The 12,941-nt window shown below is 48.2% G+C and carries 13 protein-coding genes; 5 read left to right on the forward strand and 8 right to left on the reverse strand.

What is annotated here, in order from left to right; genetic code table 11:
• Positions 1 to 7 precede the first annotated feature (7 nt).
• From OX890_RS21060 to lptM, 7 genes are all read right to left on the reverse strand, one after another.
• Entirely contained in the window at positions 8 to 586 is a 579-nt protein-coding gene (locus tag OX890_RS21060) for a HupE/UreJ family protein (RefSeq protein WP_107946349.1), read from the reverse strand.
• A 123-nt stretch (positions 587 to 709) separates the two neighbouring features.
• The gene (locus OX890_RS21065) at positions 710 to 1,441 is read right to left on the reverse strand and encodes an HAD-IA family hydrolase (protein ID WP_126492957.1); all 732 of its coding nucleotides are present in this window, start codon (positions 1,439 to 1,441) and stop codon (positions 710 to 712) included.
• On the reverse strand, positions 1,441 to 2,361 hold the full coding sequence (xerC, locus tag OX890_RS21070; RefSeq protein WP_126492959.1) for a tyrosine recombinase XerC: 921 nt from the start codon (positions 2,359 to 2,361) through the stop codon (positions 1,441 to 1,443). The genes OX890_RS21065 and xerC overlap by 1 nt, the downstream gene beginning before the upstream one ends.
• Before the next feature lie 57 nt (positions 2,362 to 2,418).
• Positions 2,419 to 3,048, reverse strand: a complete 630-nt coding sequence (locus OX890_RS21075; RefSeq protein ID WP_011848049.1) for a DUF484 family protein — start codon at positions 3,046 to 3,048, stop codon at positions 2,419 to 2,421.
• Positions 3,045 to 3,872, reverse strand: a complete 828-nt coding sequence (gene dapF / locus OX890_RS21080) for a diaminopimelate epimerase (RefSeq protein WP_106649195.1) — start codon at positions 3,870 to 3,872, stop codon at positions 3,045 to 3,047. Before dapF ends, OX890_RS21075 begins: the two co-directional genes overlap by 4 nt.
• A 76-nt stretch (positions 3,873 to 3,948) precedes the next feature.
• The gene (lysA, locus tag OX890_RS21085; protein ID WP_126492961.1) at positions 3,949 to 5,193 is read right to left on the reverse strand and encodes a diaminopimelate decarboxylase; all 1,245 of its coding nucleotides are present in this window, start codon (positions 5,191 to 5,193) and stop codon (positions 3,949 to 3,951) included.
• Between the two features lie 63 nt (positions 5,194 to 5,256).
• Positions 5,257 to 5,448: an LPS translocon maturation chaperone LptM gene (gene lptM / locus OX890_RS21090; protein WP_006083425.1), complete on the reverse strand. Its 192-nt coding sequence runs from the start codon at positions 5,446 to 5,448 to the stop codon at positions 5,257 to 5,259.
• A 79-nt stretch (positions 5,449 to 5,527) separates the two neighbouring features.
• Between lptM and cyaY the strand changes: the two genes are divergently transcribed.
• Positions 5,528 to 5,857 carry an iron donor protein CyaY gene (gene cyaY, locus OX890_RS21095; protein WP_006083426.1) on the forward strand — a complete coding sequence of 110 codons (330 nt, stop codon included), beginning with the start codon at positions 5,528 to 5,530 and terminating at the stop codon, positions 5,855 to 5,857.
• 85 nt (positions 5,858 to 5,942) lie between these two features.
• Here cyaY and OX890_RS21100 read toward each other — a convergent pair whose 3' ends face one another.
• Complete coding sequence (locus tag OX890_RS21100) at positions 5,943 to 8,354, reverse strand: class I adenylate cyclase (protein WP_126492963.1); 2,412 nt, start codon at positions 8,352 to 8,354, stop codon at positions 5,943 to 5,945.
• Positions 8,355 to 8,556: 202 nt separating this feature from the next.
• Here OX890_RS21100 and hemC point away from each other — a divergent pair, with 202 nt between their 5' ends.
• Genes hemC through OX890_RS21120 form a run of 4 tightly spaced genes read left to right on the forward strand, consistent with a single transcriptional unit; the run spans position 8,557 to position 12,639 of the window.
• Positions 8,557 to 9,489: a hydroxymethylbilane synthase gene (hemC, locus tag OX890_RS21105; RefSeq protein ID WP_126492964.1), complete on the forward strand. Its 933-nt coding sequence runs from the start codon at positions 8,557 to 8,559 to the stop codon at positions 9,487 to 9,489.
• A 4-nt stretch (positions 9,490 to 9,493) separates the two neighbouring features.
• Positions 9,494 to 10,234 (forward strand): uroporphyrinogen-III synthase, encoded by a 741-nt coding sequence (locus OX890_RS21110; protein ID WP_268649883.1) that lies wholly within the window; start codon positions 9,494 to 9,496, stop codon positions 10,232 to 10,234.
• A 60-nt stretch (positions 10,235 to 10,294) separates the two neighbouring features.
• Positions 10,295 to 11,476: a uroporphyrinogen-III C-methyltransferase gene (locus OX890_RS21115; RefSeq protein ID WP_268649884.1), complete on the forward strand. Its 1,182-nt coding sequence runs from the start codon at positions 10,295 to 10,297 to the stop codon at positions 11,474 to 11,476.
• Positions 11,473 to 12,639, forward strand: coding sequence for a heme biosynthesis HemY N-terminal domain-containing protein (locus OX890_RS21120; protein WP_012197718.1), 1,167 nt, complete (start codon positions 11,473 to 11,475; stop codon positions 12,637 to 12,639). The genes OX890_RS21115 and OX890_RS21120 overlap by 4 nt, the downstream gene beginning before the upstream one ends.
• The last annotated feature ends 302 nt before the right edge of the window (positions 12,640 to 12,941 follow it).

The raw sequence follows: 12,941 nt of genomic DNA on the forward strand, positions 1-12,941 counted from the left end.
TATTACGTCAAAATCCAGCTAACAAATAACCGCCCATGGCAGCAATCGCTGCGCCCGTGACACGCATTAGGTTACGTTGTCCTGTCATCCGCTGCATTCCAAGGCCTATCATTACGCCGCCTAAATGGATGACCGCAGTGCCAAATAAAAATCCTAGGGCATACAAAACCGGGCTTGCCAATGCTGGCATTTCGGCGCCGTGGGCATGCCCGTGGAAAATCGCAAATACGCCAACAAATGCCATGGCGAATAACTGTGGAATTTGACGATCAAAAGCGATGGCAAGACCGAGTAACAATACCGAGAGGGCGATGCCGATTTCAACGAAGGGAACGGCAATGGCGTATAAACCTAAAATCCCGCCCACTAACATAAAGACAACAAAAGCGAGGGGCACTGTCCAAATCGCGCGGCCACCGAGCTGGGTGCTCAACATGCCCACACTCAACATAGCGAGCAAGTGATCAAATCCCAAAACCGGATGATTAAAACCTGACATGAAACCGCCACCCGAATGGATCTCATGGGCCGATACCGGCGCTATCCAACATAAAGTGAGCAGTAATAACAACCCGATACGCGCCATAACACAGCCTTAGTCAGTGACTTCAGTAATATTAGGCTTCACTCTAGTGCAAATTTTGGGAACAAACCTTGATCTCAATCACTCTGGATTAGCAAAGAGGCAGATTCAACGCTGCCCACAGAGTTAGTTTACGTCGATAGCCAGCACTTTGATTAACGCATCGAGAGCATTAATTTCTAAATGGGGTAACAAGGCCGCAATAGGTAAGGAATCGACTCGGCCAAAACTCGGATTCAACCACACAGACTGGCACCCAGCCAACCGCGCACCACGAACGTCGGCATTCATACTGTCGCCAACATGCAGTAAATGCTGCGGTGCAATATTTAATCGCGAGCAGGCCAATTCGAACATGTCTTTGGCGGGTTTCATATGCACGCCATTGCCTGGATGCAACACAAACTCGAAGGCATCGCCTAAACCAATTCGCTCGGCATCCACATTGCCATTGGTGATGCCGATTAATCTAAAATGTTGCGATAAGCGTTTGAGTAACAGGAGCACTTCGTCAGATACTTGAAAATGGCTGCGATAAAAATAAAAACACGCTAATCCTTGCTCAGCGCCGCGTTCGGCTTCAACGGCCGAATACCCTAGCTGTATTAGCCCTTGGCGAAGCGTTGCCAAACGGGCAGCGTTGGTATCGTGGGCGAGCTCGCGATTTTGCTGCAGCAGTTGCAGTTTTAGCCTGCGCCAATCATGGGTTTGCCACGCCTGCGACAATGGATAAGTCTGCAACAGAAACGTCGCCAGCTCGGCTTCGGCATTTAAAATATGCGGTAGATTATCGTACAGGGTATCGTCGAGATCGAAACTGATCGCTTGAATATTTTGAGGTCTAAGATAGCAACGCATTATTTATCCTGTGTTTTTTTCGCTCTAGGATGGGCGTTATCATACACCTTAGCTAAGTGTTGGAAATCCAAACTGGTATAAATTTGCGTGGTCGCTAGGTTCGCATGGCCCAATAATTCTTGCACCGCCCGCAGATCGGCGCTCGCTTCTAACATGTGAGTGGCAAAGGAGTGGCGCAGTTTATGTGGATGCACGCGCACCGATAATGCCTGCTCTTGCCCCCATTTAGCCATCCGCGCCTGAATACTACGATGGGAGAGTCGCTTGCCCTTTTCGGTCACAAATAAGGCGTTATCTTCACAGGGGATCTGCTTTCGGCAATTGAGCCAATTCAGCAAAGCAGCAATCGCTAAACGACCGACAGGGACGATACGTTCCTTATTGCCTTTACCTAAGACTCGCACTTCTTTCAAATCGTATTGCACACTGGATAAATTAAGCGCGGCGAGTTCTGCTAAACGTAAACCACTGGAATAAAACAATTCCATCATGGCCTTATCCCGCAGGCTTAGGGGATCTGTACCTTCAATGTCGAGCAAGTGACTGATCGCATCGACATCGATATTCTTCGGCAGCGGTTTGGCTTGTTTGGGAGCACTTAAGCCTTTGGCAGGATTAAGCTCAATCACACCTTCGCGCAGCAAAAATTCACCCCATTGTTTTACCGCAGATAAACACAGAGAAAGCGATCGCGGGCTTAAGCCTTTGCGGTGCAATTTGGCTAACACTTGCTGCCAATGCTCGCGACTCACATTGAGTAGATGCACGCCGTCAGGCAAGAGATCACTACCGCGATTAAGCTCGTAAAGGTAATTACGTACTGTATGGGCCGACAACTGCCGCTCGGTACTCAGATAGCGTTCAAAGGTTTGTAACCATTGAGTATTAAGCGCCGACACTTCGGCTGTTTGCGTACTCATATCGGTTTCCTCATGGGTTTTGCTAAGCCTTAGGTGAGCACAATCGCTCAACAGCCGTTACAGCTTAGCGAGCATGTGCGCCAGCAAACGCCGCAGTTGTTCCAGCAGCATGTTATCCATATCAGGATGAAAATGGGTGGCATCTTGGCTGGCAATAGCAAAAATGACTGGGTTGTCTTCCGACAATTTCGTCAGTGCCACCGACCCCACTTCGCTACCAAATAGGCGTTTAGCCTCTTGCTGCGTGAGTCGGCCAAAATAGTGACCTTTATGCAGCCTTTGATCCCATATTGCCTTCATATCGGTATCGAGCACGCTGATCAAACGCACATGGCTGAAATTAAACTGTAATTTCAAACTGTCGGCCAACACTTCTTTAAGTGACACTAGATCGGCACAATTCAGTAACTGAAAGGATAACTCAGTATTGAATTGGTAAATCTTCTCGTTACGCGCCGCCATGGTTAACAGACTGGTAATTTCTTCTTCCAACTGGCTCACTCGCTGGCGCAGCATTTCTTGGCGACGTTCCACCAAAGAGATGGCGCCGCGCTCCATGTGAGGCAAGCGCATTGCCAGCAGCAGCTCGGGATAGCGATTAAAAAAGTCAGGATTATCCAGCAGATATTCGCGAATAATCAACTCATCGAAAGGCACATCCGTCTGCGGCATCAAGGGCTCTGTCATAACTGAATTTGTCCATCGTAAACGTGCTGCGCGGGGCCCGTCATCCACAAAGGTTTACCCTCGCCTTCCCAGTTGATGGTTAAGGTGCCGCCGGGTAAATCCACCCGCACTTGCTGGCCGAGCTTTCCTTGCACTTGACCTACAACCACAGCGGCACATGCGCCTGTACCACAGGCCAAGGTTTCGGCCGCGCCGCGCTCATACACCCGCAGCTTAATGTGGCCTGAGTCCACGACCTGCATAAATCCCACATTCACACCGCGCGGAAAACGCTCATGCTTAGTGAGCATGGCACCAATTTCAGCAACGGAGGCGCTCGCCACATCTTCAACGTCGAGCACGCAATGGGGATTACCCATAGAAGCCGCGCCACATAAAAAGGTTTGCAGCGGTGTTTGCAGTAAATAGGTTTTCTCAGCTTTCTTAGCTTTAAAGGGGATCTGACTCGGTTCGAGGATCGGCACGCCCATATTCACGGTAACTGTACCATCGCGTTCTAAGCGCAGAGTCATCTTACCAGACGAAGTACTAACACGGATTTTACTCTTGTTAGTCAGGCCTTTATTACGCACAAAACGGGCAAAACAGCGGGCGCCATTACCGCATTGTTCTACTTCAGAGCCATCGGCATTGAAGATGCGATAATGAAAATCTAAATCAGGATCATAGGGTGGCTCAACCAAGAGTAGTTGGTCGAAACCTATGCCAAAGTTACGGTCGGCTAAACGGCGGATTTGCTCAGGCGAAAAGAACACGTTCTGCGTGACCCCATCGACCACCATAAAATCATTGCCCAGTCCGTGCATCTTAGTGAATTGGATCAAGATACTTATCCTTTAAGCCGAGGCGCCGCTCATAAAGTATGAAACCAAGCGCCTGAATCAATATAATTTTTCTAGTTTACGGCAGGAGTTGCTCACCTTGCCAGAGCTGAGACAATTTTTCTCGCTCACGCACTAAGAAAGCCTGCTCACCATCCACCATAACTTCAGCCGCACGAGGACGAGTGTTGTAGTTAGAGGCCATGGCAAAACCATAGGCACCACTCGAACGCACCGCCAGTAAATCACCCGCGGCTAACGCGAGCTGGCGATTTTTACCTAAAAAGTCACCGGTTTCGCACACTGGGCCAACAATATCAAACTCATAGGCCTCTGAGTCCCTTGGCACGACTGGGATAATATTTTGCCATGCACTGTAGAGTGCGGGACGAATCAAGTCATTCATCGCGCCATCGACAATCGCAAAACGTTTGTCGCTGTTTTCTTTAAGATACAGCACTTGAGTAACAAAAATCCCCGCATTGGCGGCAATCGCACGGCCCGGCTCGAAGATTAGCTTCAGTTGACGGTCGCCCAAACGCGCCAATATGGCGGCGGCATACACATCAGGATGTGGCGGCGTTTCGGCATCATAGGTCACCCCTAAACCACCACCCACATCGAAATGCTCAATAACTATACCCTGCTCGGCCAAACGGTCGATTAACGCAAGCATACGATCCATCGCATCGAGGAATGGTTTGATTTCAGTCAGTTGTGAGCCGATATGGCAATCGACACCTTTCACTTTTAAATGTGGCAACGCATGGGCACGGGCGAAAACGATTTCAGCCTCATCCATAGCAATACCGAATTTGTTTTCTTTAAGGCCAGTCGAAATGTAGGGATGGGTTCCCGCATCAACATCGGGATTAATCCGCAGGGACACAGGCGCGACTTTACCTAAACGACCTGCGACCAGATTTAACTGCTCAAGTTCAGCACTCGATTCAACGTTAAAGCAATAAATGCCCAGATTAAGTGCCTGTTCCATTTCGGCCGCAGTTTTACCTACGCCAGAGAACACCACTTTAGCGGGATCGCCGCCCGCTTCGATCACTCTTGCTAACTCACCGCCCGACACAATATCAAAACCACTGCCTAAACGTGCCAGCACATTCAGTACGGCCAAGTTCGCATTGGCTTTAACTGCGTAACAAATCAAATGTGGATGATCTGCCACAGCATTATTAAAAGCATGCCAATGGCGCTCTAGCGTGGCGCGGGAATAGATATACAGCGGTGTGCCATAGGTTTGAGCTAAATCGGCAACCTGGCAGCCTTCGGCGTGCAGGGCATTTTGTTGGTAGAGAAAGTGATCCAATGTCTGATTCCTTACTGCGCTTTATCGCTGCGATAGTGATGGTCGTTTTAGTTATAGCTATTGTTATTGTTGTGTTTTTTGTGCTTCGATGGCTCTAATTTCGGTTTTAATCTCTTCCACTTCAGGCACAGTTTTAGCTTCATCAACCTTTTTAGGTTGATTCACCTCTGTGGCGGGCGATCGATAGAGGGGGCCCTTCTGCCCGCATGCCGTAATGAATAGGCTACCAAGCAATAACAATAAAAACAGTCTCATTTTTCTCAACATCTGTGCATCTGGTGACTAATGGCCTTATAATCGCACCCATCTTGACGAAAGCAAAGGACAGAAATGCATGGCCATTACAGATACAGAATTTCACCAGCTCGCCGATGACATGTTCCAAGCCATAGAAAATGCGATTGAAACTGCGATTGATGAGCAAGATGCCGATGTTGATATCGATGCCAGTGGCAACGTATTGCAATTAGAATTTGTTGATGGCTCTAAGATAGTGATCAACAAGCAAGAACCTTTGCATGAGATTTGGGTAGCCACACGTTTTGGTGGATATCATTTTGGTTTTGTTGAAGGTAAATGGATGGACGGACGTAATGGCGGCGAGTTTATGCCATTCGTGCAAGAGTCTATCGAGCGCCAAGGCGGAATTAAGCTTAGCTTTTAATCTAATCCAGTCGTAGCGCAAAGCCATAATAGTGCAAAACAATAATGGGAGCCTTAGCTCCCATTATTTATGTTAAAAAACCAGCTTAAAACTCAGTGTCTAGGTCACTCATATCTATGCCGAACGGCGCCACAGTTAACTCCCCTGCCACTCGTACTAGATGGAAAAACTGCGGAATATTGAATCGTGCCCGTGAAGCATAATGCTCATCGAACACATAGTGATGACTGACTTTATTCACTAACTCGGCCATGTTTGATCCCGCCTGCACATAATGACTCAGCTGGTTTTCCTCATCGAGAATAAATACATCCAAGTTATCGACTCGTTGGCGTAGAAAATATTGAATCGCCCCTTTCGCCGCATAGTTCTGCACCACTTTAGGCATACTCGAAAAGGGATCGTCACCCAATTCAGGCCGTGGCAGCAACACAAGATGACTGCGGGATAACTGCTGATAAAAAGACTTAGCATCACTCAAATCCTGATAGGCCATGCCTAAGGGATTAAAAAAGATCCCATAGCGGGTATGCCTTATCTGTAGCGGCTGTACTAAGGTGCTGGATTGCTGCACTTTTTGGCACAAACGCATGGTTTGCTTAAGTAGATTTTTCACCGCTAACTTGAGCTGTGGCCGTAACTTTTGCGAGCAACTGATCACATCCATGTCCACGGGTAAGCTGGCCCGCCGGAGTCCTGGGGTCACAAAGGCTAAGGCTTGCAATACCGCGGTATCCCCTTCGAAACGATGGCACTGCCACTCACCCCAACTATTCAAACAAATGGCATCTAACGCCCCAAGCATATTGGCTTTTTTACGCCCGAGTGAGAACACGTTAGCATTCATCACATCGACCATCATTTCCTGTCCGCCCCATTCAATGGTGGGATCGCAGTCCAGATTAAGCACAAAAATCAGCTTACGAAAATGCCACGGCTGGCATAAGTCCCGTTTCGACACGCGCCAATCGTGGTCGATAAAATTCAGTAACCGCTTAGACGCTTCGGTAAGCCGTTTTGACTTTGCCTTACTCTGACCGTATTCGTGCCATTGTGTTTCAGGTGTCGAAATTCCGTTTAGACATGCCCAGATCATCAAGGCGGATGGGGTTTTTCCCTTACATATCGCCGACTCACCTAACAAATTTTGTGGCAGCGGCTCCTGTCGATAAAGATAATATTGTCGCTCGCGCGAGCTTGACACCATAGTCACATCGGACTCGGCGACCGAGGCACTCCACAGTAGATTCAGCTTCGCGATTTGATCTTCGTCTTGGCTAAAATAGGTGTGCAATTTACGGGTGAGCATGCCCAGCTCTTCAATCCGCAAGCCTTCATTGAGCTCATGGGTCGATGCGAAGCGCAGTAAGGTCTGATAGCTCGCCAACAAGAGTTCATTCAGCTGCTCGTTAAACCAATTGAGCTGGCCACTGTGCCAATGTTCGCAATCGTCTAAGGTGCTGATCAAACTGTCGGGCCATTGCCAATCCTGCACCAATTTTTGCAGCTTAGGATAACGCCAATCTTTGCCCTCTTGCGTGCGGCTCAAGTGCACGCCACATTTTAGATAAAAGCAGCGCCGCGCAATCTCAAGTCGACGGGTATCATTCTGCTTGAGCAAATAGGTTTCGATAATCTCGTAGATAGAGTAATAAGCATCGTTCGACGTCGAAAAATCACCGGCTAAGGTTTTCTGCCAGAGGCGATCACAAAGCACCGTTGAATGGGGATAATCGCTGGCATAGGCCTCGAGTAACAATACTTTAATCAGCGCCTTATGGGGCTTTTCTAAACCTTTATAAAGCTGCCATAAGGAAGCACCAAAGTACTCACTCGCAGGTAATTCATGCACATCGCCTAAGAACAAGAGTGCAGGATTGAGTTTAGCGTCAGGCCACCATGCAATAGCTTTACCCGCCAGACGAATTTGACTGCGATAAAACTCTTCCAGTAACAACCAGTGCTGGGTGCTGCCACTGTGTTCATGGGCCATGGTTGACAGACAACCACGCAAAGTTTGATCACCACAAAACTGTTGTGGGTGGACTAAGTAAAAGTTCACCTCAAACTGATACTCGGCAAACCATGCGGTCAATCTATCGGTTTTAATCCTGATCAGCGCTAACTCTTCAGGACTTAAATCAGCCCTATGCACTAACCAAACATCGACATCACTCTTGGTATTTTGGCCAAAACTGCCAGTACTGCCCATGGCATAAACGCCATCAAAGGCATTGATGTCAGCTTCTTGAGTAATAAAGGGTAGCGAGAAAACATCGCAGGCCTGGGATTCAATTTCGCTAAACTGATACTCATTAATTCCACAGGGCGTATTAGCGGCATGATAGCCGGGATACTGAACGCTGTTCTGGTGGATTAAAAAGGGGATCAAATGGAATAAGTGTTTTTGCAGCGGCGATAGCAAAGCCAAGGCGCGCGCAATGCGGACCTTATTAAGTCGTTCAGCTATATCAGGAAACTGTATTTGCCGATCCATTCAAAAACACAACACTTAGACACTTATGAGAAGTGTGCTCATGTTAACACTTTTGCAAACACGAGCAACTATATGTGAAGCGCATCACACTTTCACGCCATGTAGAACATCGCCGACTTCAAAGAATCGATACGGCTTCCTTACATAAACGATTTGCCAATGTTAGCATTGGCGCAACTAAGATCTTTGATGGAAACTAGGCATGTCTGAGAACCGCATACGTATCGCAACCCGCAAGAGTCCGCTGGCCATGTGGCAAGCTGAATTTGTTAAAGCCGAATTAGAACGCATTCACCCAGGTATTGTGGTGGAATTGCTGCCAATGAGCACTAAAGGCGACGTTATCTTAGATACGCCGCTAGCCAAAGTGGGCGGTAAAGGTTTGTTCGTCAAAGAGCTTGAAGTCGCTATGTTAGACGATCTTGCCGATATCGCCGTGCACTCAATGAAAGACGTGCCAGTCGACTTCCCTGAAGGCTTAGGCCTTGAAGTGATTTGCGAGCGCGAAGATCCCCGCGATGCCTTTGTATCGAATTTATATAAATCGATCAGCGAATTACCATTAGGCGCAACTGTGGGCACCTCGAGCCTACGTCGTCAATGTCAGATACGTGCATCACGTCCCGACCTCATCATCAAAGATTTACGCGGTAACGTTGGAACTCGTTTAGCTAAGCTTGATAACGGCGAATACGATGCCATTATTCTTGCCGCTGCTGGCTTAATCCGTCTGAAATTGTCTGAGCGTATTGCCAGCTTTATTTCTGCAGAAGAATCCTTACCCGCCAACGGCCAAGGCGCTGTAGGTATCGAATGTCGCATCAACGACGAACGTGTTAGAGCGCTACTGGCGCCATTAGAGCATTTAGAAACTCGCTACCGTGTTCTTGCCGAGCGCGCGATGAACACTCGCCTTGAAGGTGGATGCCAAGTGCCGATTGGCGCATTTGCTGAAATCGATGGTGACAAGATGACGCTACGCGGCCTAGTCGGTAACCCCGATGGCAGTGAAATCATCGAAGGCGTGATCACAGGTCCAAAAACCGAAGCCACGCAATTAGGTGTTGCCCTTGCTGAAGAGTTACTCAGCAAAGGTGCCAAAAGCATTCTCGACGCCGTTTACGCTAAAGCCTAAGTCAATGAAAGTCTTACTGACGCGCCCCGAGGGGCGCAATCAGTCCATGGTCGATGCCTTGAATGAACGAGGCATTGCTCACTGGGTCACACCTCTGCTGTGTGTCGAAGCAACGCCCGCTATCGCAACGAATACCCCGCATCCTTTGGCACACGCCGATATGATTATCTGCATCAGCGCCAATGCTGTGACTTTTGCGGATAACGCCTTAACTACTACAAATCCACCCCATAAAGCTTGGCCTCCAGCTCACTACTTCGCGGTAGGGCATGCGACTTGGGACGCATTAAACCAGCTCGGTATTTCGGCCCTAGAAGCCCCTGATGACTGTCAGCAGACCGAAGGGCTACTCACGCTCGCGCCGCTGCAAGAGATTAAAGGTAAGCAGATTACTATTATACGTGGCGTCGGTGGCCGCGAAGCCTTAGCCGAACAACTGGCTGCGCGCGGTGCACATTTGCGCTATTGGGAAGTGTATCAACGAGCTTGCCCGCCACTCGATGGTCAACAGTTAGCTCTGCAATGGCAAGCCTTCGGGATAGACACTATTGTGGTGACCAGCGGTGAAGTACTGGATAACCTGATTAATTTAGTGCCAAAAGAGTTATTTGCATGGCTGCGCTCATGTCATATCATAGTCCCAAGTAACCGAGTAGAAGCTCAAGCTCACGCCTTTGGTATAACCCAAGTCACCAATGCCAATGCCGCCAACAGCAAAGCCGTGCTAAACGCCCTTAAACTCTAAGCGCTATTTAGCCCGATTTTACTCGAATTTCGGCAGTAGCATGTTTTCAAGGACTGTTAAATGGATAACAACAAGCACGACGCCAAGAGCCCAGAATCAGAGGCTACCGCTATTATTGTGTCACCGGAAACGACCGATGACATGTCCGCAACATCAGCGTCATCCACCGAATCCCAAACAGCCAAAGCCACCCCTTCAACCGCGCCGAGCCAAACGCCAGCATCCAATAGAAGCTCGTGGGCGATTCGCTTTGGGGTTTTATTAGCGCTGGGGTTAACCGCTTGCACCCTTGGCGGCGGTTTTATGCTGTACCAACAAATGCAACAGCAACTGCTGGTGCAGGATGCGAAAAATATCGCCCTGCAGGACCAATTACAGCAAGCGCTATTGCAGCCAAATCAACGTATTGGCCAGCTTGAACAGCAACAACTGAATGATGCTAAGACTTATCAAGAATTAACAAAATTAGCAGAAGACCAAAATCAACTGCAGGACAGGATCAATAAACTGGCCCAGCGCAGCCCAACGCATTGGATGGCCTCTGAAGCCGAATATCTCGTGAATATGGCGGGCCGTAAACTTTGGTTAGAGAAAGATCCCCGCACCGCCACCGATCTATTAAAGTCGGCGGATGAAACCATCGCCGACATGAACAATCCGGCGTTACTGCCTATTCGTAAGGCATTAGCAAAAGACATCGCCGCCACGGCCAGCATAAAAACCACAGATATTGATGGCAATGTATTGGCGCTCGATGCCTTAATTGAACAACTCGATAAACTGCCACTGAATCGCACCGACGCAGAAACCGATGCGCCAGAAGATACAAGGATTACTGGGGATTTGAATGATTGGCAGAGCAATCTGGGTAAAACGTGGAAAGCGTTAACCCAAGACTTTATTACCATACGCCACAAAACCGCCGATGCGCCCGCTTTACTCGCACCAGAACAGCAATGGTATCTGGTGGAGAACATTCGCCATAAACTGCTGCAATCGCAACTTGCGTTATATCGCTATGACAGAGCGGCTTATCACCAATCATTGATGATGGCGCGCAAGTGGATCCAAACCTATTTTGATACACAAGATCACAAGACAGCTGAGGCCATCGCCGAAATCGATAAATTAGCAACCTTAGAACTTGATCCTATTACCCTGAAATCCTTTGCAGCTAAACCTCTGTTATTACAGCTGACTAGTTATGGCGAGCTGACCTCATCAGAGGATGCGCCACTATGATCAAAATATTAATTTTATTAGGGATAGTGCTAATAGGGCTCTGTATCAGCCCTTGGTTGGTTGGTAATACAGGTTATGTCTATATCGCTGCCGGTGACTACCAGATTGAGACCAGCTTAGTCTTTGGGATCATTGCGTTAATTGTATTTTATGCCGTATTCCAAGTACTCGAATGGCTAGTGATTAGCGCCATCAATCTGATGCTGCGCAGTCGTTTTATTCCCCATCACTGGCGCCGCCGCTCGGCTAAAAAACATACCTTAATGGGTGCACTGGCTCTGGCTGAAGAAGATTGGCCTGCAGCAGAACGCGCCATGATAAAAGGCGCTGACAATGGCGAACTCCCTGCGCTTAACTTACTGGCAGCGGCCCGTGCCGCTCAGTATCAACAAAAAATAGGCGAGCGAGATCAATATCTTGATCGCGCTGCAGCGCAACCTCTTGCCGCGAATGCCGTCGCAACCACTCGCACTCGATACCTCTTAAAGCAAGGGGAATTAGCCCTAGCCCGCACCGAGCTGGATAAATTAGCACCGACGAGCAAGAGTAAAGCGCCAGTACTCAAACTCGCCCTTGAGTTATACCGAACCCAAGAGGATTGGGATGCGCTCAAGCTATTAATACCTATTTTGAAGAAGCGTCAGATCCTCGATGATGCTCAGCTGAATGAGCTCAATATCGCCACAAATTGCGCGTTACTCAAAGCCGCAGCCATCAAAGGTGAAGAAGCCTTAGAGCAATGCTGGCAGTGGTTATCCCGCAGTGAACGCAATCAATCTGAGTTTCTGGCGATTTATGCCATGGGTTTATGCCGCTTTAATCGCAAAGAGCAAGCGCTGAAACTAATCGCGAAAAAGTTACGAACCTCTCCCGAGTCAGCAGTTTTAACAGCAATTCCTGAAATTGCGACAGCCCAAGACACAGAGATCCGTAAACAGTTACTCAAGCATGAAGTCACCCATGAGAATAATGCGGACTACCAGATGTGTTTGGCTAAGCTTTATCAGCAAACGCGGGATATGAAAGAAGCCAAAAGCTGCTGGCAGAATGTGTGCCGACTCGAACCAACAAAAGCCTCTTGGTTGGCGCTCGCACGGATTCAAGAACAGTTAGGCGAACAAGGTAACGCCAATCAGAGCTACCGTCAGGCAGTTAACCTGTAGCTCTACGACATCAATAATGATAACGCCGTGATTAGCACTGTGGTGAGTCACGGCGTTTACCACTCACGAAAGTTCTTGCTTCGTTTCTACTCAAAAACGTGACTCACTAGGTCGGTTTGTGTCTTTTTCATAAAAAATTAACCTTTCAATCCCAATTAATTTGCTATAAATATACTTAACTACAAAGTTGCAAAATACTAAATGCAGCCCTTTTTATAAATATATCTACTACATCTAGTTACACATCTGAATCCTGTCTTTTTTATATCCAACATCTCGCAAACCCCAGTCAGCACAAGCAA

Source organism: Shewanella sp. DAU305, assembly GCF_026802235.1.
Taxonomy (GTDB): domain Bacteria; phylum Pseudomonadota; class Gammaproteobacteria; order Enterobacterales; family Shewanellaceae; genus Shewanella; species Shewanella baltica.